Raw genomic sequence first — 22,685 nt, 5'->3', positions numbered from 1 at the left:
GTTAATGGAAAACTTACATCCTAATGCGAAATAGCTATTGGATCAATTGATATTGATTTATACTTACCGAATAAATGAGCTATTTTAGCCAATTAGGTTTTTAATACACTTTTCCCTACTTTTAGCTGCGTTCTTTGACATCCTGAAAAAAATCCACTTAATATAGTCTCAAATACACTTCCGTGTTAATTTTTCGCATAAGAAAATCAGCTGCATACACCGTACATAAAGGTCTGTATGGCGCGCGGTTGTGGTTTGATTCTAATAAGCAATAAGATATACCGCCTTTAGCTTATCCTCCTGATAGCGGTACGTTGTGGTTTGATTCTAATAAGCAATAAGATATACCAATGCCTGTAAAGACGTAAAGGACTTTATGTTGTGGTTTGATTCTAATAAGCAATAAGATATACCTCTTTTTCCAAATATGTCATTAGCCTCCGTGTTGTGGTTTGATTCTAATAAGCAATAAGATATACCATCCTTGCGGGCAAACTACGAGGCAAGGGTGTTGTGGTTTGATTCTAATAAGCAATAAGATATACCCCAGGATACCCATTGCCCCTCTATCGCGATGTTGTGGTTTGATTCTAATAAGCAATAAGATATACCACCGTAGTAGGTAAAGTAGCAGCAGCGAGCGTTGTGGTTTGATTCTAATAAGCAATAAGATATACCTGCAAATAAGCTCTTAAATATTCCCATAATGTTGTGGTTTGATTCTAATAAGCAATAAGATATACCTAGGCCTGCCGGCTTAACGCGTCAGCCGGTGTTGTGGTTTGATTCTAATAAGCAATAAGATATACCTCCAGCATCAAAGGTCACCTTCTGAATGTGTTGTGGTTTGATTCTAATAAGCAATAAGATATACCCGCTATCCACTGCATCCAATCAGGCCTTGAGTTGTGGTTTGATTCTAATAAGCAATAAGATATACCAGAGCGTGGTGGATGAAATACTCGGCGCAGTTGTGGTTTGATTCTAATAAGCAATAAGATATACCTTCGTTGGCGTGGATGGCGACCCTCTGCCGGTTGTGGTTTGATTCTAATAAGCAATAAGATATACCGAGCGGATAGTGAAAGCTATTCAAGATAGTGTTGTGGTTTGATTCTAATAAGCAATAAGATATACCGGAAGCCGATTTAAAGTGCAGTAAGACGGTGTTGTGGTTTGATTCTAATAAGCAATAAGATATACCCAGATGACCGTGGATGGTATTGTTATTATTGTTGTGGTTTGATTCTAATAAGCAATAAGATATACCAATTTGCCATGGCGAAAAGTAGCACGGCCGGTTGTGGTTTGATTCTAATAAGCAATAAGATATACCTCCGCGACACTGCCTAATTGATATATTCGTGTTGTGGTTTGATTCTAATAAGCAATAAGATATACCTCTAGCATGTATTTAGCGGCCGACTCCACCGTTGTGGTTTGATTCTAATAAGCAATAAGATATACCCTGACAGAACGGACAGAAAAATCTTTGGCTGTTGTGGTTTGATTCTAATAAGCAATAAGATATACCGATATATTGACGCAATTGCCGCTTGCGGTTGTTGTGGTTTGATTCTAATAAGCAATAAGATATACCTAAATACATCAATGCCGTAGGAAAAGAAGTGTTGTGGTTTGATTCTAATAAGCAATAAGATATACCTTTGCACCATTCGACCAATACAACGCTAAAGTTGTGGTTTGATTCTAATAAGCAATAAGATATACCTTCGGTTCGGATTGGAACACAATTGTTGTGTTGTGGTTTGATTCTAATAAGCAATAAGATATACCGCATGTGCTGAACCCATGCGATGTTCCGGTGTTGTGGTTTGATTCTAATAAGCAATAAGATATACCAACCTTCTTAGTCTCACCTGAATCAAGCTGTTGTGGTTTGATTCTAATAAGCAATAAGATATACCAGTATAGAGAAGAAGAACTACCTGCCGTAGTTGTGGTTTGATTCTAATAAGCAATAAGATATACCTTAGCCATGAATAAGGGATTTCATTCAAGTGTTGTGGTTTGATTCTAATAAGCAATAAGATATACCACTATTTAATTTTATTATATTTGCAATGAGTTGTGGTTTGATTCTAATAAGCAATAAGATATACCTATCAAGCGTTCCTTGTGCTAATGGTTGGTGTTGTGGTTTGATTCTAATAAGCAATAAGATATACCGTCGCCGCCCGCTGGTCTTACTTACGACGTGTTGTGGTTTGATTCTAATAAGCAATAAGATATACCTTGGCATCGGTTTCATCAATAAGCTTTTCCGTTGTGGTTTGATTCTAATAAGCAATAAGATATACCTCTTCGCTGCCAGCTATGATTTTATCGCTCGTTGTGGTTTGATTCTAATAAGCAATAAGATATACCAACTCTACATCATAATGCACATAAGGCTCTGTTGTGGTTTGATTCTAATAAGCAATAAGATTACCAGACTCAGTGCCTTCGTATTAATCATACCGCCACCTGATGATTCCATAACCTTTTTTACCCTTAGCTTGTTATTTTAAGGATAATGGATCAATAGCAACGCTTAAAATTATACAGCATGTTAAATTTTAATTTTTACAATCCAACACATATTGTGTTTGGCAAAGACAGACTAAGCGAACTACATCAGCACATACCTGCCGATGCGAAGGTGATGATTGTATATGGGGGTGGCAGTGTGAAGAAATATGGCACCTTGCAAAAGGTGACGGAGGCATTGAAAAGCTACCAGCTGATTGAGTTTGGTGGTGTAGAGCCCAACCCGCGGTTTGAGACACTGATGAAAGCCGTTGATCAGGTTCAAAAGGAAAAGGTTGACTTTCTACTGGCTGTTGGTGGAGGCTCGGTTATGGATGGTACCAAATTTATTGCCCTGGCTGCTAAATATAAAGGCAACGATCCTGAAACGCTGCTTACGGGTAATTTTTCTCCTTCCAGCAAGGCCGAAGCACTGCCCCTGGGCACGGTGCTGACCCTTCCTGCCACCGGTTCGGAGATGAACATGGGTGGTGTGGTCACCTATCAAAATGGTAAATACCCATTTATGCATCCCTGCGTATTCCCACAATTTTCCTTCCTCGATCCCACAATTACCTACACCCTACCGCCTATACAGGTGGCCAATGGCGTGGTGGATGCCTTTGTGCACACTACCGAGCAATATTTGACCCAGCCGGTGGATGGACGTTTCCAGGATCGTACTGCTGAAGGCATATTACAGACCCTAATTGAGATAGGCAGGAAAACCATTGACCATCCCGAAGACTATGACACACGTGCTAACCTGGTTTGGAACGCCACCATGGCGCTTAACGGGCTTATTGGCGCCGGTGTACCACAAGACTGGGCCACCCATATGCTGGGGCATGAAATCACCGCTTTCTATGGTGTTGATCACGGACAAACACTGGCCATCGTACTCCCCTCGATGCTAAGGGTGCGTAAGGATAAGAAAAAAGACAAGCTATTGCAATATGCCGAGCGGGTTTGGCAGATAAAAGCAGGAAGCGATGAGGAGATCATTGAGGCCGCCATCGTCAAAACTGAGGCATTCTTTAACAGTCTGGGTATTAAAACCAAACTATCGGATTATGGCATTGAGGCATCGGCCATTGATCAATTCATTGAAGGGCTGGAGAAAAAAGGCATGACGGCTCTTTCCGAAACGCGTGACCTCAACCTGGATATCAGCCGTCAGATATACGAGCAGGCACTATAATAATTATACTGGCCGGATAGCAATTCATGCTATTCGGCTCCATTAATGCGCCATACAAATATTGCTTATACGAATACACGAGAGGGCTTACAAAAGAATTGTGCTGGCAGTGCCGACTTTAAATATTCCCTTATCTTTATACAAAACAAAAGATATGCACACAAAAACCCTCTCCAATTATCTTATTCAGAAAGCCTCCGGCGAGAGCGTTTATTTCGATAGTGATAAACTGCTTGATTCACTGATACGCTCAGGTGCCAGCGAAGAAATGGCTAACCATATTCTTAAAGCCGTGGGTATGGAGCTGCACGATGGTATGCTTACGCACGATATCTACCGCAAAGCCTATGAAATACTGAAGAAGCAAGAAAGTAAAACCGCCGTTAATTACAGGCTGAAGCAAGCTGTACTTCAGTTAGGACCTTCGGGTTATCCCTTTGAGTTTTTTGTAGGCGAACTATTTAAGGCACGGGGCTTCAAAGTAGAGGTGGGCAAACTGGTGAATGGCTACAGTGTACGCCATGAGATTGATGTGATTGCCACCAACGACCACAAACACATTTTTGTGGAGTGCAAATTTCACAATTATCAGGGCACTAAAACTAACGTGAAGGTACCCATGTATATCCGCTCGCGCTTTGACGACCTTACACGTGTTCGTCATTACGATGCTAGCCTGAAAGACACACAGACGCAGGGCTGGATTGTTACAAACACACGTTTTACCGAAGATGCTATTAAGTTTGGGCGCGATTACGGCCTCACCCTGCTCAGTTGGGACTACCCCAAAAAAGGAAACCTAAAAGACTGGATTGAGCTGGAGAACCTGCATCCCATCACCAGCCTTTCCTCTATCACACGGCGCGAGAAAACCGAGCTATTAGGCAAAGGCATCGTTATGTGCCACGACCTGTATGAGAAGATCAAACAAAAAACCAGTCTGCCTCTATCGCCCCGTAATCTGCGGGCCTGCCGGCGAGAATTGAAGGCCTTTATTGAGTAGGGTCGTTACAGTTCCGGTCATTTTTCATTCCAGATATACCAACTTATATTTAATCGAGGCGTGTCCTGTAAAATGAATATAAGCAGCCTACAGAGTGCTTCCTTTCGAACGGCGCTCTTGTGCTGCATTTTTGCTTATTCATAAGTGGGATTTGCCACCACTTGTTGCAACAAACACCTCCTACTTGCACAAATCCAACTGATAGGACGTTCCGCTACTTTCAAAGCCAATGCGCTTAAGGTACTTAATATGCATGGCGTTAGCAGAATGAGTGGTCAGGCGATGGATACCCTTTTCTATTAGATCGGTTTTAAACTTACGCAACAGATATTTACCAGTTTTATAATCGCGGTATTGGGGCGTAACATAATCGAGCAACACATTGGATTCACCCTCCTTATTCTCCGACAATAACATCACACCGGCCACATTCATATCCCGCACAGCCATCAGTATCTGACAGCCCTTTACCTGATCAGTCTTGAAACCCGGAAAAAAACGTCGTATATCTTTTTGATAATGATTAAGGAAAAGATGCAAATACTCATCGCTATCCTTTACCCACACACCATCAAACATTTCTTTCCTAAGCAGCAATGAACGCAAATAATAAATATTAAAAATACAGATGACAAGATTCATTATACCTACCGGCAAGGCGTTGATATAAAAGCCATAAAAGGAAAATATGGCGGCGCCTATAAGATTAAAAATTCGCAATTTCACGATGGATGAGAGACTTAAAGAAATAAGTACTAGCGTTGAGGCCAGATAGCCAATCCATTCAATGAGGGGGAGATCAAAATAAACTGTATCCATAAAATAGATTTTGGGGCAGCTTGAACTGATCAAGGTGCATCGTTAAGTTTGGGAGGCTGAATTTAATAAAAATACAATTACAGCCCTAATTTTTAAGAGAACGAAGAAATAAGAAGATGCTTGAACCGGTCAGTACAATAAAAATAATTCCGATAATGATAAAGGCCTGTTGCAAGGAAAGGCGATCGGTCAGATAACCAAATAAAGGGGCTAGCACAGCAAAATTAGCGCGAATAATCAGGCTGCGAATGGACAAAACAGTGGCGCGCATCTCAGAGGCCGTAATACGATTGATATAATCCTTCAGCACCGGGGTGGCGATGCCCCGCGAAAAGTAGAACAACACCAGCACCGGTAATACATAAACTGAATGCACCAGTCCGGCCAGCACAAAACCACCGGTAATCAGCAGTGTAGTACCCCATACGGTAAGCTTGGGACGCAGGCGTTGCTCTATTTTATAGGCAAAAAGGGTAGTCATGCCCACCACAAGGTTGACCAGGGTACTGCTCATACCAATATGTATTTCCCGAAATCCAATCTCTTTGAGATAGAGCGGATACACCCAGGCCATGGTAAGGGTGGCTGAGCCAATGATAGATGAATAAATAATATTATACCGCAGACTGCGATTGCTCACCATGGCATATTTCACCACGGCAAAAATATCGCGCCAGGTAGCCTTTTGCCTACGCGTATAAAGCTGTGGCTCCACGAGCATAAAGGCAGCCGGCACAGCAATAAAAGCAATCACGGTCTGAAAGATAAAGGGCGTGCGCAGGCTGATCTCGGCCAAGGCACCGCCGGCAAAACCGGCCAAAGCCTCACTAAAGTTACCCACTGAGAAATTACGTCCTTCGTATTTGAGGTAATGACGCTCACGTCCATCTGCTTTCAGGCTATCATAGAGCAAGGCTGAGTCGGCACCACTGATAAAACTCTGCCCCACACCCAAAATCAGTTCCGCCGCCAGAAAAGCATAAAAGCCAGTGCTAACAGCATAAATGGCAAAACCCAGTGTTCCCATCAGACTACCAATAATAAGCGTACGGCGGCGACCCAACACATCGGCGGCATACCCCGAAGGAATCTCAAACACCACAATAGCAATGCTGTATATGGCCTTCAACTGAAACGACTCTTCAACGCTAAATCCCAAATCCTGAAAAAACAACATCAGAATGGGCATGGTTAGCATAAACCATTTGGCCACCTTAATGAAGTATAGTTTTGTAATATTAGCGCTGTACATCTGCTTATCGTTATCGCTTAAAGTGCTTCTCGGAATATATCATTAAGGAAATGGCCATCAGCAACAAAGCAATGCCCACAGCATAAGTAAAGGTAAAACCATATAACTCATAGAGCTTGATACCAATAATGGGTGCAAACAAAGCGCGCAAACCCGTTAGAAACAAATGCACTGACTGATAATCAGCTGCCTCGTGCGATTTACAGAAGTAACTACTGCCAATACCCCATAAAATGGGCATACTTCCGGTAAAAACACCATTAAATAAGAGCGCTACTAAAAAGAGATAGTATATTTTATAGTTACCTATTATAAAGTAATAGGGAAAATAGGCGGTTAGTGCTGTAAAGGCTATAAAAAGCATTAAGGAGCCAAAGGTTAATATCCCAAAACGACGTGGATCGCGCTTGCCGATTAAACGGCCGAAGAGGGGCAGTAACATAATGGCCACAAGATTAAATATAATATTATAAAGAGCCACTGTGGGGTAATTCACATCCAAGGCCTCTTTGTAAAAAATAGTAACCACAGCGTGGGTGCTCATCCAGGCAAAACCATAGAGGATAAAGCCCATTTCCAGATGGCGAAAGGGCTTATTATTTCGCAAAATCTGTATTATTCTCACAAAGGAATCACTGAGAGCATGCCACACGGGCTTGATCACCGCCTCGCGCTTCTGAATAAAGTTAATTTTTGTAAGCTGAAATACCGATATAACACCCAGTACACCAACGATAGGATAAAATATTTTATAGGAATTGGGGTTGATATGCAGCAATTCGCCCACTAGAAAAGTAGTCAGAAGTACGAATATTTTATTAAGCGTAGTGGCATAGCCAAATAGCTTGCCAAAGAGCGCCTCGCGGTAATTACTTCTGAGATACTGATTGACCGAGGGGACCACCGCTATCTTGGAAGTGTGAAACAGGAGAAAAACAGCGAGGAAAATCAGGTGATAGATAGGCGGTAAGCCATTGTCACCGGTCACATTCGGAAAAAAGGCAAGCCCCACAAGCGGTAGTCGGGTAATAATACCGGTAATGCGCAAAAAACGTTGGCGATTACTAAAGCGGCGCATTATTTCATTGGCCACCATGGCAAATAAAAACACCACCATGCTGAACTGAAACAGAAAAGCCAGCTGTACATTGGAGCCGTTCAGGGATTTGATAAAGATAAACTCATTAAGAATGAGGGCACCACTGGCTATGCCATCGATGCTGCTATAGAACAGATGCAGCCTAAAGGTACGTGCCTCTTCCCCACTTAGTTTACTAAAAATACTCATAGCGCGCAAAGGTAAGTATTTTTTAGCGTAGGCCGACAAGGCAATGATCTCCTCCACCGCAAATGTACTTACCAGGTCATTGCCATCACCTTATAGGAGTAAGCATCCAGCACTACCGCCAAACCCTCACCAATCAACTCTTCACTGCCTATGCTTACTTCATAGCTTCCACCAAGTGCTTGAAAAGTGATTTTCATGGGACGAGGCATATTAAGTAACTGTAAGGCATGTGCAGGTAATTGCAGCCGAATCTGCTGTTTCTCGTTGGCAAAATTAACAAGCACTAACAAACACTGCTCATCACTATAACGTAAAAAAGCGTACACTTTATCGCTGTTGAAAGCAGGGTTATTCCGGTTATACCACACAAGATCGTAAAACAAACCGGAAGTGACGGCCGGCTGCTTGCACAGATCAATAATATCGCAATAGGCACGCCGCAATTCATGTTGATCCGGGCTGAGCATGGCACCATCAAACGAGCCCTCGTTCATCCATTTCTGGTGCTCGGGCAAGTTCCAATAATCAAAGATAGTGCTACGTCCGTCATCACCACTGTAACCACAGGGTCCCTCGCCGCGCTCACCAACCTCCTGCCCATTGTAGAGCAGTAATGGCCCCTGATGCATCAGTGCTGCCACCACCACAGCAGGAATCGCCTTGCTCCCATCGCCCAATAAAAAACGCGAAGCCAGACGCTGCTCATCATGGTTCTCCATAAATCGCAGCATATATTTATCAATACCTTGCAAACTCTGCCAACATTGACTGATATGCGTGGCCGGCTGCTTCCCTTGGCTAACGACGAGCAAAGTATCATAAAGACCCACCTTGTCGTATAAAAAATCGAAATTACCGGTCTTTAGGTATGTTCTATAAAGTGCTGGCTGATAAATCTCGGCAATAAAAACCAACCAGGGGAAAGTGCTCTTTAGTTGGGTGATGGCCCACTGCCAAAACTCCACAGGCACCATTTCTGCCATATCGCAACGAAAACCATCCACACCCTTGGCAGCCCAATAGTGCAATATATGCAACATTTTATGCCAGGTATCAGGTATGGGATCGAAATACTTTTTCGCTCCTCCCCGGTAATCAATGCCATAGTTCAGCTTCACCGTTTCGTACCAGTCATCTTTTCCGGGATTTGGCCGAAACACATCATTGCCGGTAGCGCGGGCCACAAGCTCTTCGTAATGTGCATCGGGAAAGCAATTTAGAAGCGTTTCCGGTAGCTGCAAGGGCTGACCAGGCAAGTAATAGTAATTATTGGAAGGACTGAACGCCAAGCCACTATCATCTTTGGCTCCAAAGTCATCTATACCCTTGGGCTTGCGATCGGAACGATAGACACGCGACAGATGGTTGGGCACAAAATCGATCAACACCTTCAAACCCTTACGGTGTATGCGCGCTACAAGGGCTTCAAACTCCACCATACGATTATTCACCTTATCTGCCAGATCAGGATTCACATCATAATAATCTTTGATAGCGTAGGGTGAACCTGCCTTACCCTTTATCAGCAAGGGGTTACCATCCTCAATGCCAGCCTGGGGATACCCCTCCACAATAGCATGCTCAATAACCCCCGTAAGCCAAAGATGCGTAATACCCATATCACAGAATGCGTCAAGGGCACGTTCGCTAATGGCACTGAACTTACCGCAACCATTCATGCTTCTGCTACCATCAGGTTTTACAGAAGTATTGGTATTGCCAAACAAGCGGGGCAAGAGTTGATAAATTATCATTTTGGAGGCTGACATATCAGAAAAGGCGTTTGGGTGGTGTATGTTTTAATACAATAGCCGTGCGACTGGGCAGGTAGAGATGGAGGCGGTGCCTGCTCGACATTTGTGCCTCAGGGCGCGAAAAGTAATCAATACTTTCATCAATCCGGTTAAAGCCTCCAAAATCCACGGCATCAGAATTTAGCACGATGTTATAATTACCGGGCGGCACGCTAATTCCATAGAAAGTAAATGAACGCTCAGGATGCAGGTTAAACACAAAAATCAAATCTTTGCGTCGTATGGCCAACACTTTATCCGTTTCATTGGCTTCGAGGCACTCAATATACGCTTCGTTGATAAACCGATGTTTATACTGTAAGGCAATCATGTCCCTGTCAAAGGCATTCAACTGAGTAAAGCGCAGCTCGGGGTTATCCACCAGGCTCCACTGACGACGGGCATATTGATAGGACCAGTTATTACCTTCACGGGGAAAATCTATCCACTCAGGATGCCCAAATTCATTGCCCATAAAGTTAAGATATCCATTGCCGGCGCAGCAGAAGGTCATTAATCGGATCAGCTTATGCAAGGCCATGCCCCTATCTACCACCAGGCTTTGATCCCTTTTACGCATGCCCCAATACATATGGGCATCCATCAGTCGAAATATCAAGGTCTTATCACCCACCAATGCCTGGTCATGCGACTCGGCGTAGCTGATGGTTTTCTCCTCCTTACGCTTGTTGCTCAACTCATAGAAGATGCTTCCCACCGGCCAGTCCTCGTCCTTATATTCCTTGATCAGCTTAATCCAGTAATCGGGCGTTCCCATGGACAGGCGGTAGTCGAAACCCAAGCCCCCTTGCTCAATGGGTGAAGCCAGTCCCGGATATCCGCTCATTTCCTCAGCGATACTGATAGATGCGGGCTTACACTGTTTAATCAACTTGTTGGCCAAGGCTAAATAGATAATGGCATCTTCATCCTGATTTCCATCAAAATACACCTCATAGCCACTAAAGGAACGTTCCAGGCCATGATCGAGATACAGCATACTGGTAACCCCATCGAAACGGAAACCATCGAAATGAAACACCTCCAGCCAGTATTTGATATTAGACAATAAGAGGTGCAGCACCTCGGGCCGTGCATAGTTGTAACAGAGCGAATCCCATGCTTTGTGCTCCCGCCGCTCGTTATCGTGGAAAAACTGATAGGGTGTACCATCAAAGTTACCCAAGCCCTCCAGCTCATTCTTAACTGCATGGGAGTGCACCAGGTCCATAATAACGGCCATGCCCATACCATGAGCCGTATCCACCAGTTCCATCAGCTCATTGGGTGTACCAAAGCGCGATGAAGGCGCAAACAGGCTGGATACATGGTAGCCAAATGAGCCGTAATAAGGGTGCTCCTGTATGGCCATTAGTTGTATGGTATTATAGCCAGCCGCCTTGATACGGGGCAGCACATCGCGCGTAAACTCTTTGTAACTGCCCACTCCTTCCGCCTCGGTAGCCATGCCCACATGCGCCTCATAAACCAAAGGCACCTCAGGCACAGCATCTTGTACCTCGTGCTTCCATACATAGTGTTGCGGTGGCATCCATAGCTGGGCTGCAAATAGTTTTGTATCATCATCCTGAACCAGGCGCGTAGCCCACACAGGAATTCGCTCAGCACAGCCCCCCGGCCAGTGTACCTTCAGTTTATAAAGCGTTTTATGGGGGAGCCGCTTCTTATTGATACAAAGCTCAAAAACACCATATTCCTTTTTTTCAAAACGAAATTCTTCCTTATCCTGCCAATGCGAAAAATCACCTATCAAATACATTTGCGTAGCATTGGGCGCCCACTCCCTGAAAACAAGATGATCACCCACACAATGCCACCCGTAATATTGATGACCATTAGCAAACTCATACAGCGACCCATCGGTCAGAAGGCCTTCCTTGGCACGTGCAGCATTACTTCGTTCGTGAATGATAGTAATAAAAGGCTTTAGAAAAGCATCGATATCGGTAATATGATTTGGCATAGGCACAACGATGGTTGGAAATAAGTTGCAGAACGGCTATGCTAAAGATACAACTAAAATTACCGGCTACTCAAAATTATTTGACCAATGACATTGGCAGTAAAATAGTGCAAAAGCACTGGATACACCCACTATATATTAATATTCAGGTGTTTATATTAACAATGGCAGATCTATGAAAAATATTGACGAAAACGCGGTTATACTGTCAAAACAGTTTTTATATTAGCAGCAGTAAAACTAAAGTATCACCAGGGTAAAAAAACTAATATGATTACAAGTAAACCAAAGGTAATCATGGATTACCAAAAACTAGCCAAGGACCTGAAGGAGCAGCTCAAGCTGGTTTATCCCGAAGGGTTTCATGACAACATCATCTGGTTTAGTGACAGCAAAGGGCACCGCATTTCAGCCTTGCGCTTCGAAACCGACGAGAAAGTATATATGTTGCGTATGTCGTCTGAAATGGCCATTGAAATAATGGAAGATGATGATGACTTTGGTGATGACTTTAAGCTAAAAAGCAAAGTGCATAAATCATATGCCGATAAGCACAGCGATGTTGACTACCTATCCGAGTATCTTGATGAGGAAGAACCGGAAGATGAAGAGGATTAGCAACTGTATGGATCACTGACGAATACAACGAATCGGATGACCTGGCTATTTCACAGTGTCATCCGATATGTTTTACATCACGGCCTCCAGTGTCGCAACTACTATAGTCCTACTGATCAGTTCACTACCTGCTTATCATCATTTTTTGCATTTCCCGACTGCTGAATAATGACATTGTGATGTGGGTAGGGAATAGAGATTCCTTCCTGCTTAAAGCGACGCAGGATGATATCGTTTAAATCACAACTGATCAAAAAGGCATCATCACTGTCTTTGGCCCATACATAGGCCCGTATCTTAATGGCATATTCCATCAGTGCAATGGTTCGTACCGTTACCTTTGGGCTGCCTTTCTCAATATCCTCAGGCTTACGCACATCAAGGGTCAGCGGATGTTTCTCAGCCTCTTCGCGCAAAATTTCCTTCGCCCGTGCCACATCGGCATCAAAACCAATACTAAACTCTATGTGCTTTTTAATTCGCAAATCGGCAATGGAACTATTTACAATGGTCTCGTCGCTAATGATACCATTGGGTATGATGATGCGCCGGTTTTCATAATTGCGAATAACAATGTGCCGCAAGGTGATTTCCTCCACTACACCCCGGTAATCCACACCGATAAATATGATATCGCCCACACGAAAAGGACGGAATATAAGAATGAAGATACCGCCAACGATATTGGCAAAGGCCTTTTGGGCAGCAAAACCAATGATGGCTGCGAAAATACCGGCACTGGCAAACACAGCTGTTTTCACTTCGCTAAGCCCCGGTATATAATGCAAAATATAGATAAAAGCCATGCTCCATATGATAAAACCCACTGAATTTTTTAGAAAGGAAAATGAGGTAGCATCAGCCGAAACACGCTTAACGAAACGTGTCATATACATCTTTATAAGACGCTGCAGAACAAGGTTCAGGATAAAAGCAACCACAAGGGCTGCAATAATATTAATGATAAAAATATAGGCATCCATAATATAAAATTACTTGACTAAACAGGGCAGAATCTGCACGACATAATGAATCGCTATCCTTACTGAATTCAAAGCGGCAATTTACTCTATTTAGATGATTATTTTATGGCTCATATTCATTTTAATCACTTCTATAAATACCCACAAGTACAGTATAGCAACATAGTGCTAAATAAATACATAGAACTGAATGATTACCCAACCTGGACAAGCCAGAAAAGTACAAAGCATCAAGATCTGAGTATCGAGACGATTGGTAGCTTGCTTATATTCTCTACCAAAAAAATACAATGATTTCAATTGTCAGGCACTAATAAAGCCTAAATCTAAAAAAGCATCCGGATCCAAAACGAAATTCTGAATCCGGATGCTTTATGTATGATTATGGCAGTTGGTTTAACACTGCATGCTATCTGTTAGCGGGCCTTCCCCTGCAGATAAGCGGAGCCTTTCAACCTGATTTTTCGACCGGTGTAAAGCTCTGAGTTATTCGATCCGCTGTTAAAATCGATGTAGAAAGTCAGGTGATCGGCATGACGGGCACCTTTAGCCGCAGCCCGCCTGATATCGTCCAACTGCAAAGCTTTGCTGTAGATGGCCATATTTTTCACTTCAGCAATCATGCGTTTCTTACCATAACTATCGGCCAGCATGGTTAGGTTCATCACATTACTCAGTGATAAATCGGCCGGCATGTCTGCCAGTGACTGCGAGGCCACCAGCTTGTTGTTCACATAAATGTCAAGCGCTTTATCGCGTCGGACAGTCACGGTGATCTGAGCCCATTGGTTAAATTCAATCAGGCCCTTTTCAGTGCTCAGCACCAAGGCTTGATCTGCTGCCTGATTAAACGTCTTATCAAGCGATCGGTTTTGATAGAAAGCCGCATTAAAGTGCAAGGCCCCGTCTTTGGTCACTTCCAGGTACCAACCCTTGGCATCGCGATAGAAAATGCGACGGTTAGCAGCCACCAGACCTTCGGTGATTGGCTTAATCCAGGTGCTGAAGGTGAAATCCTGACTTGCCCCAAAATAATCGACATAACCCAAATCGATAAACTGATCCTTTAAAAACAGGCTATGCTCCTTTTCGAAGTTCACTTTATTTTTTACCGGCTTGCTTACCTGATGCTGCGCAGTTATCCGCACATCGGTGGCATACACCGGCGACAATTCGAGTTGCAGCTCGTCGCCGGCTTTTACTCTGTCAAGCAAAAGCACGCGAGCGTTACTGCCTTGCTTCTCGCCGTTTAACAGCCAGTTAAAGTTATAGAAGGCCGGTAATTGCCAAGGGGCATCCAGGGCAAAGGCATGCTTTCCGTTGATTTTACCCAGGGCTTTGATGAGTGGTTGACGCTGTGCAAAAAAACGATCAACCGTCTTTTCCAGGTCGGCTTCCCACAGGCCACGCCCGTAACTGGCGGCCAGCAACTTTTGCGTTGGGTAGTCGATGCGGATCTCAGTAAAATCAGCCAGATTGAAACCCTTCATCCACAGCTGCCAGTCGCTTGCCTCAGCGGCTTTATAAAACACGCCATAACCCTGCACCAAGGCATACAAATCGCCGGCTGTGCCTTCGTGATACAACAATTCGATCACATGCCCATCGGGTAAGCTGCCTTTGATCGATGCCCAGGACTGACCGCCATCGGCCGACTGATAGACCGCGCCATTGGCACCGCCCAACCAAATCTGCTGGGGCTTATCCGGATCGACACATCCACTCACACGGCGTTTGTGCTGGGTACCCTTAAAGCCTTCGGGGTAGGCATTAGTTTGCCAGGTTTCCCCTTCGTCATCACTGATCATGACATCAGTTGCTGTAAAAGCTGTTAAAAGCGGCTTTTCGGTGCGCGACACATTAATGGAGAACACCTCTTTATCGTTCATATTGGGCACACGCCTGAAAGACACCCCGCGGTTATCGCTTACATATAAATATTTGGGTAACTGTCGCTCCGGTTCGGTTGGACGACGGCCGTAGGCAATGTAAACCTGATCCATATTCTGATAATTAACCGCCACCTTGGGATAACTCCAGGAATGCATTTTCCAGAACCCCGGCTCCAGGAAGTTTAAACCTTCGCCCGGCTCGGTTTTGGCCACCGGATAGTAGGTGGTATTGGTAGATGGATTCATAAAGATGGCATCGCCCTCATAACCCCGATCATTCTCCCAAGTATTGTAGCGGTAAGTCTGGATGTTAACATCCTGCGTATTCCCCGCGATGTAACGATCGCCAAACTCATTAACCACCAGCGAATACCACAAAAAGGCCGGCATATTACCATTGATATTCACCCAATTGGTGTCGGCCTGCTCCTTCATCATGATGCCTGCATCGCAGCCCTTTACTTTAAAACCCTTCTTTTTGGGGTGAAACTTCAGAACATGGTTATCGGCATTATGACTGCCATGTGGCGCCAGCTGCCGGCTACCATCGGGCATCTGAGCCAAAGCACGTGTGCTCCAGGCCTGATACTCCCAGGTACGGCCACCATCGAACGATTCGCAACTGCCCACATTGGAAGCAATCAAGTGATTGGCGTCAAAGGGATCAACTTCGAAGAAACTGGTCCAGCCACTGCTACCTGACTTACCAAAGATGCCAAAGTCAGTGCCAATCTTCTGCTGCGAGTCCTGACGCAATTCCCACGACTGGCCCTGGTCGCCCGAAAAATACACCCGCGTATCATTGCCCTGCGACAGTGCCACATAAAGCGCATCGGCCTGGTTTCCAATTAAGGTTGAAATAAACATGGGCCGATTACCAAACTCAAAGTCATGCATCAGCTTAAATGACACACCGCCGTTATCCGATTTGAATAACATGGATTGATTCGCCAGGTAGATCAGCTCCTTTTGCGTTTTATGAAAGGCCATTTCCTGGAATTTATCCCCCTGGATAGCCACCTTGCTCCAGGCCTGACCCTGATCGTCGGAACGGTAAATGCCCGGTTCCCAACCGTGGTTTAAGCCGGATTTTTTAGTCACCGATCCAATGATAATTAAATCATTGCTTTCATTACGGAAGGCTTCGACCCATTTAAACTGCGGGGCGCGGCCTTCGGCATGAAGGCTGTTTTTCAATTGCTGCCAATGCGCACCACCGTCCTTTGTTTCATACAAGTTACCAAAGCGCGATATGGAAAAGACATGATCAAAATCTGCCGGATCCACAATGATGTTCTCGTAAGCATCGCGATGCAGACGATCCGGGATGTTATCGGTAATGACCTGCCACGTAAAACCACCATCTTCGGTTTTAAAAATACCATCGCCATCTGGGTTGGCATACATCACCTTTTCGTTATCAGGGTGCAATTCAAGGTCGTAGATACGACCCGCCGTAGCATACATATCCACATGTTTCCAAAGGCCACGTTGCCGCTTAATGGCTTGGTTAGGTTCAATCTTATCAGCGTTTACCATGCCACTTGTCTGATCGGCATCTGGAAAGCTGCTTGTAAAAGTTTCGTAGGCCTGTCGGTAACGATTGGCCCAAAGGTGCACCTGGGCCACATTTTCGAGCAACTGCGGATTCGGTTTGGGTAAAGGCGTACCCGGCAAATCTTTTTTAGAGGGTAAGCCCGAAACCTCTTGTAAATAACTCTGCATCAGCTGATCAATTTCTTTTCGATGCCAGCCTTCATCCAGCAACTGCTGGTATAGTTTTGGCAAGCTCTTTTCGTGTTGAGCCTTGGCTGGTATAACACCAAGCAGCAATATCAGCATGGTGCTAATCCAAATCATTTTCATGGGTGTGATGTTTATGTGTATGAATAATAAAACCGCTTTAACCATGCCCCAAAAGCAAGCGGGTTTCAGCAGGGCGCCAAATATACCTAATGCAAAGTAAAGTTAGTATCAACCTGATAAAAGTCATTGAGTCATAGGTGGAACAATAGACAAAGGCAGTTAAAAAAGCAACAACCCCCATCGTTATTGATGAGGGTTGTTTATTGGTATTGCTATTTTTATATAATATGTATTATTCTACTAGGTCGTAACCCAGCTCTTTACCTTTCTTAACGGCGGGAATACCGTCGTGCATCCATACCGGCATGAGTTCTCCCTTCAGGTAATGATCGAAAAACTGCATCATTCGAATACTGAGATCCTTAGAGTTGGCACGTCGTGTTAAATTGTGCTGCTCATCGTTATACACCAGCATCCACACGGGCTTTTCAAGGCGACGCAGTGCCATGTAATACTCAATGCCCTGATACCAGGGTACTGCCCCGTCCTGATCGTTGTGCATCATCAGAAGTGGTGTTTCCACCTGCGGGGCAAAGAACACCGGTGAATTCTCGATGTATTTACTGGTTTTTTCCCAAAGCGTACCGCCTATACGGCTCTGCGTGCGCTCATACTGAAACTGACGGCTCATTCCACTGCCCCAGCGAATCCCCCCATAGGCACTGGTCATGTTACTAACGGGTGCACCGGCCATACCAGCCTTAAAAAGATTGGTACGAGTCACCAGGTGAGCCACCTGATAGCCGCCCCAGCTCTGTCCCTGTATGCCCATATTATCGCGATCGATAAAAGGATAACGATCAGCCATGGCCAGGCAACCGCTCACAACGGCTTCGTATGCACACAGTCCGGGATCGCCATCGCGGTAGAAAATATCGGGCACAAAAATAACATAACCGTTGGAGGCATAGAAGTTCCAGTTTACCGTAGAACGGCTAGGTGCCGGTGGCCGATAGCCATGTAGATTATCAGAGTAACGCTCATAGAAATACGAAATCATAGGGTATTTCTTCTTCGGATCGAGATTTTCCGGCGTAATGAGTAAGCCCTGATGGGTCAGGCCATCGGATGCCACCCAATCCACAAGTTGAATATTACCCCAGATATAATCGCTCTGCTGAGGATTGGTGTTACTAATCACCTTTGCATCATTCAAATCGCCTTCACTAATAAGTAATTCGGGATACTGTTTAAAGGTCGATTTGCGCCATACCATCACATTGGCCTCCCGGGCTTTACGCGGTGCATAAACACGGTAGTCACCCATCATCATCTGCTGTAGATCACCATCTTCTAAACGAGTAAAACCAGCCTGTTTATTCACATCGTTGAAGGTAATAAGCAGCATCTCTTTACTCAGATCGATGGTTTTGGCTTCTTTATCCAGCTTCACATAGCGATACTCAGTGGTGTGCTTACGTCCTTGTCTGTTAGTTAAGCACAGTGCCGCTGATTTACCGGAGAGACTCAACTTCCAAATATCATAACGATCGTAAACAAGTACATGCTTACCATCAGCGCTAAAACCGGCTACACCGTAAGCACGCGCTTGGTTGGGCGTATCATTCAGCTCATCGGCAAAATTAACATCAGCCCCTCCGGATATTAGCTTGCTGGCACCTGTTTTAATATAAAGCGAATAATATTGACCATCTTCCGGCTTATAGTACACCATCCAATCCCCCTTAGGCGACACCATTGCTTTACCGGCCTGATCGTTTAGCAACAGCGTTTTTTCTCCGGTAAGCATATCCACCCGATAAACATCAGCCGACCAGCGTCCTGAATAGGTGCGTGCCCAGCGATAAGGTGTGGAGTCATATAAAATGCCATATTGAGCATTCCCTTCATCGGGCACTTCCACCGTACGCTGATTTGTATTTCCCAACTGCACCACTTGTTGCTTACGAATATGATAAACACAGTCATAAGTAGGATCCTTATCGCGCTTCATATTCTTCTTCTGCATGGGCTGTAAATCAACATCCTTCCAGTTCCAAATATCAAGATGTGTTTTCTCATCAGCGGTCAGGGTATCTTTGGGCTCTGAAGCAGGGCGCTCACCGGCTTCAAAGAAGAGGCGTTCGCCATTCTCAGAGAATTTAAGCTTACCCTTGGTACGTGCTGCCCATTGGCTTGGCAAGTTTGGATGGATCGTATCAATAATCATGCGGGGTGCCTTCATCTTAGTTCCATAGTGATACAGGCGATATAGTTTTGTATCAGCTGTATCGGGCGAGTAATAAAATGCACACTGCTCCCCATTATTGGCACTGGCTACTTTTTCAATCTTTCCAATTTGCGTGAACAAGGTATCGACATTAAAAGATGCCGGGTTAAACCTGAGCACTTTAGATACTTCAGCAGTATCGCCCATACTCTGCACCACATAAGCAGCAGTACCATTTTCAGCCAAAGCATAATGACTCACTTTCTCCACATAGAGGCTGTCGCCGGTTGTTGGCCGGTAAAATACCAGCGGCTTACCTTTAGACTTAAAGGCCTTTTTGGACTTCTTCTCCTTAGCTTCCGCTTTCTCTTTCTTTTGGGTATTTGAGCCTTCCTTGTTCGTTAGGGTATCCTCTGCAGTCTCCTTTTTTTTCACTTCCTCCTCCAGCATATAGGCCAGCCAGTTGCCGCCTTTCTCAGGCGTACGCCACTCCTTAACGGCCGTTATTCTGGTGGTTTGACCACCATCCAGCAGACGGATAAACAAACTGTCCTTCGGCATTTTATCTTTCTTGGTTTTCTTCAGTTTTAAAGCGCGAATCGTATCAGCCTGGGGCTTCACAGTAAAGGCGATAAACGAATTAGCACAGGAAAAAACCGGTGACACTCCACGCGGCACTGAGTCGAGGCGCTGCTCGCTGACCTTATAAACATAGAGGTAAGAGTCGCCCTTCTGCGGTTTTATAACATAGGCGGCGTGGCTACCATCATTAGACAGCGAATAACCGCGGTCAATAGATTTCCAGCCATCGTACACCGAAGCATCCAGTTTCTTTTTTTCATCGGCCCCGGCTGGCAGGGCAATGAGCCAGCCCAACAAGGCCATAGTAATCATGTTTACGAAAGAAATATTCATGGTATAACTTATTTTTAAGCATTGAAGATAAGAAAAACAGACGAATGCCTGCCTAATAGCGGCAAAATTGAAAAAGGCATCCCAATAAGAGATGCCTTCTAATAACAATAAGAACCTTATAACTAAGCACCCAGAGTAGCCACCATAACGGCTTTAATGGTATGCATACGATTCTCGGCCTGGTCGAATACAATGGATGCTCGCGACTCAAACACATCTTCAGTCACCTCCAAACCGTCCAGTCCAAATTTTTGGAAGATTTCCTCTCCCACTTTGGTCTCGCGGTTATGGAACGCAGGCAGACAGTGAAGAAACTTACACGCCGGATTTCCAGTAGCCTCCATAGTTTCCATATTAATCTGATAGGGTTTCAACAGGTCTATGCGCTCTTTCCACACCTCATCGGCCTCGCCCATGGACACCCACACATCGGTATATAGAAAATCGCAACCCGACACACCCTCTTTCACATCATCAGTAACCGTGATGATGGCGCCTGATTTTTCTGCAATGGCCTCACACTGCTGCACCAGCTCAGGATCGGGCTGTAAGGAGCGAGGACCAACAATGCGCACATCCATGCCCATAATGGCACCTCCCACCAACAAGGAGTTGGCCATGTTGTTGCGCGCATCACCCAAATAGGCGTAGGATACCTGATTAAGCGGAACACTGGAATGTTCCATCATGGTCAGGAAGTCAGCCAGTATCTGGGTGGGATGAAACTCATCAGTAAGACCGTTCCAAACAGGTACACCGGCATATTCGGCCAGTTCCTCTACAATGGCCTGCCCATAACCGCGATATTCAATACCGTCGTACATACGGCCCAATACCCGAGCCGTATCTTTCATCGACTCTTTATGACCGATCTGCGAACCCGAGGGGCCAAGGTAAGTAACATGGGCTCCCTGATCATGCGCCGCTACTTCGAAGGCACAACGCGTGCGAGTGGATGACTTTTCAAAAATCAGGGCTATATTTTTACCCGTCATACGGGGCTGCTCAATACCGGCATATTTGGCCGCTTTTAAGTCCTGCGATAGTTTTAGTAAAAACTTAATTTCTTCCTGCGTAAAGTCTAACAGTTTCAGAAAATTTCTATTCTTTAGGTTGAATGCCATAATTCTGTATTTTATTATAGGTTATCGTATTTTTTTAAGTCAGCCTCATCATATTCCGCAGTAATTTTGGTTCCGTAAGCCTTATCAACCAGTTTGGTGGCCTCGGTGATAATACTCATCTCACCTCCCCCTTCAACGAACTGAAGAGCTGCCTTGATCTTGGGTGCCATACTTCCTTCTCCAAAGGTACCGGCCGCTAGATATTTATTGGTATCCTCAATATTTAAAAACTCCAATACTTTCTGATCGGTCTTTCCATAGTTGTGATAAACAAAGGGCACATCGGTTAATATGTAAAAGCGATCGGCTTTTATCTGGCGTGCCAAAAGTGAGTTGGCTAAATCTTTATCGATTACCGCCTCAATGGGACGAATATCCCCATCTTCATCGGTATAAACGGGCACACCACCACCGCCCACAGCAATAATAATGGTTCCCTCACGCGCATTTCTTTCTATGACCTCCCAGTTACCAACCGTCTTAGGCTGAGGCGAAGGAACTACACGGCGGTAGCCACTAGTCGTTTTTTTCTCTTCTTTAAAAGTCCAGCCCTTCTCCCGGGTCAGCTTATCGGCTTCCTCCCTGCTCACAATCTTACCAATGCGCTTTGTAGGGTTTTTAAATGCGGCATCCTGCGGATCAACTTCAACAGTGGTCATCAGGGTGATTACATTACGTTTAATACCGTGCCGGCGCATTACATTTTTCAGCGAGCGCTCAATCATGTATCCGATACCTCCCTGCGAATCGGCCACACATACATCCAGGGGCATCTGCGGAATATTATACATCTGCTCACCGGCATCATTGCGCATCACAATGTTACCCACCTGAGGCCCGTTACCGTGAGATATTACAATATTATATCCTTCCTGCAGAAGAAAAACAATATTCTCCAATGTTTCTGTAGTGTTTTGCTCCTGATCATCAATGGTTCCCGACTGACTGTCGCGTAAGAGAGCATTTCCTCCAAGTGCAATAACAGCTAATTTGCCCATGGTTTTGTAGATTTAAGTGATTTGATTTAATTAGGTCTTCATATTGCGATATAACAAACTTTTAACGATTTTTTACATGATATATATCACACAGAGACTGACGCTGTTGTAAAATATAAGCTAAGTCTTTACGCAGGATACCTCCGCAATATTAGATGGCGAAATATGGCACTATAACTATTCACAGATAAGTGACACCATTGCCATTTTGATTAATGGACTATTTTGTGCGATCAAGAGGCATTTCACT

General features: G+C 44.7%; 13 protein-coding genes and 1 CRISPR repeat array. Of the genes, 3 read left to right on the top strand and 10 right to left on the bottom strand.

The features are described from left to right. Positions 1-247 precede the first annotated feature (247 nt). Positions 248-2,454: a CRISPR direct-repeat array (repeat unit 36 nt; unit sequence GTTGTGGTTTGATTCTAATAAGCAATAAGATATACC). A gap of 115 nt (positions 2,455-2,569) precedes the next feature. Then, the gene (locus ACRD7A_RS17890; protein WP_430812713.1) at positions 2,570-3,730 is read left to right on the top strand and encodes an iron-containing alcohol dehydrogenase; all 1,161 of its coding nucleotides are present in this window, start codon (positions 2,570-2,572) and stop codon (positions 3,728-3,730) included. A gap of 154 nt (positions 3,731-3,884) precedes the next feature. Beyond that, positions 3,885-4,733 (top strand): restriction endonuclease, encoded by an 849-nt coding sequence (locus ACRD7A_RS17885; protein WP_430812712.1) that lies wholly within the window; start codon positions 3,885-3,887, stop codon positions 4,731-4,733. Positions 4,734-4,913: 180 nt separating this feature from the next. Here the strand turns inward: ACRD7A_RS17885 and ACRD7A_RS17880 are convergent, their stop codons facing one another. The 5 genes from ACRD7A_RS17880 to ACRD7A_RS17860 all read right to left on the bottom strand — a co-directional run bounded on the left by ACRD7A_RS17880 (position 4,914) and on the right by ACRD7A_RS17860 (position 11,869). Continuing rightward, entirely contained in the window at positions 4,914-5,552 is a 639-nt protein-coding gene (locus ACRD7A_RS17880) for a GNAT family N-acetyltransferase (protein ID WP_430812711.1), read from the bottom strand. A gap of 85 nt (positions 5,553-5,637) precedes the next feature. Then, complete coding sequence (locus ACRD7A_RS17875; protein ID WP_430812710.1) at positions 5,638-6,804, bottom strand: MFS transporter; 1,167 nt, start codon at positions 6,802-6,804, stop codon at positions 5,638-5,640. Between the two features lie 10 nt (positions 6,805-6,814). Next, complete coding sequence (locus tag ACRD7A_RS17870; RefSeq protein WP_430812709.1) at positions 6,815-8,149, bottom strand: MFS transporter; 1,335 nt, start codon at positions 8,147-8,149, stop codon at positions 6,815-6,817. Between the two features lie 11 nt (positions 8,150-8,160). Then, positions 8,161-9,861: an alpha-amylase family glycosyl hydrolase gene (locus ACRD7A_RS17865; RefSeq protein WP_430812708.1), complete on the bottom strand. Its 1,701-nt coding sequence runs from the start codon at positions 9,859-9,861 to the stop codon at positions 8,161-8,163. A 1-nt stretch (position 9,862) separates the two neighbouring features. Further along, positions 9,863-11,869 (bottom strand): alpha amylase C-terminal domain-containing protein, encoded by a 2,007-nt coding sequence (locus tag ACRD7A_RS17860; protein ID WP_430812707.1) that lies wholly within the window; start codon positions 11,867-11,869, stop codon positions 9,863-9,865. A 270-nt stretch (positions 11,870-12,139) separates the two neighbouring features. On the opposite strand from ACRD7A_RS17860, the gene ACRD7A_RS17855 reads away from it, so the two are divergent. After that, positions 12,140-12,487 carry a hypothetical protein gene (locus tag ACRD7A_RS17855; RefSeq protein WP_430812706.1) on the top strand — a complete coding sequence of 116 codons (348 nt, stop codon included), beginning with the start codon at positions 12,140-12,142 and terminating at the stop codon, positions 12,485-12,487. Positions 12,488-12,603: 116 nt separating this feature from the next. On the opposite strand, the gene ACRD7A_RS17850 is transcribed toward ACRD7A_RS17855, so the two are convergent. From ACRD7A_RS17850 to arcC, 5 genes are all read right to left on the bottom strand, one after another. After that, complete coding sequence (locus ACRD7A_RS17850) at positions 12,604-13,470, bottom strand: mechanosensitive ion channel family protein (RefSeq protein ID WP_430812705.1); 867 nt, start codon at positions 13,468-13,470, stop codon at positions 12,604-12,606. Positions 13,471-13,886: 416 nt separating this feature from the next. Beyond that, positions 13,887-17,228 (bottom strand): LamG-like jellyroll fold domain-containing protein, encoded by a 3,342-nt coding sequence (locus ACRD7A_RS17845; RefSeq protein ID WP_430812704.1) that lies wholly within the window; start codon positions 17,226-17,228, stop codon positions 13,887-13,889. A 232-nt stretch (positions 17,229-17,460) separates the two neighbouring features. Next, a complete protein-coding gene (locus ACRD7A_RS17840; RefSeq protein WP_430812703.1) occupies positions 17,461-20,313 on the bottom strand; it encodes a S9 family peptidase in 2,853 nt (950 codons plus the stop codon). A gap of 122 nt (positions 20,314-20,435) precedes the next feature. Beyond that, a complete protein-coding gene (locus tag ACRD7A_RS17835; protein WP_430812702.1) occupies positions 20,436-21,437 on the bottom strand; it encodes an ornithine carbamoyltransferase in 1,002 nt (333 codons plus the stop codon). Positions 21,438-21,451: 14 nt separating this feature from the next. Further along, a complete protein-coding gene (gene arcC / locus ACRD7A_RS17830; protein ID WP_430812701.1) occupies positions 21,452-22,435 on the bottom strand; it encodes a carbamate kinase in 984 nt (327 codons plus the stop codon). Between the last annotated feature and the right edge of the window lie 250 nt (positions 22,436-22,685).

Origin of the sequence: Carboxylicivirga longa (assembly GCF_050589825.1) — a bacterium.
Taxonomy (GTDB): domain Bacteria; phylum Bacteroidota; class Bacteroidia; order Bacteroidales; family Marinilabiliaceae; genus Carboxylicivirga; species Carboxylicivirga longa.
This window is presented reverse-complemented; position numbering and strand designations above follow the sequence as displayed.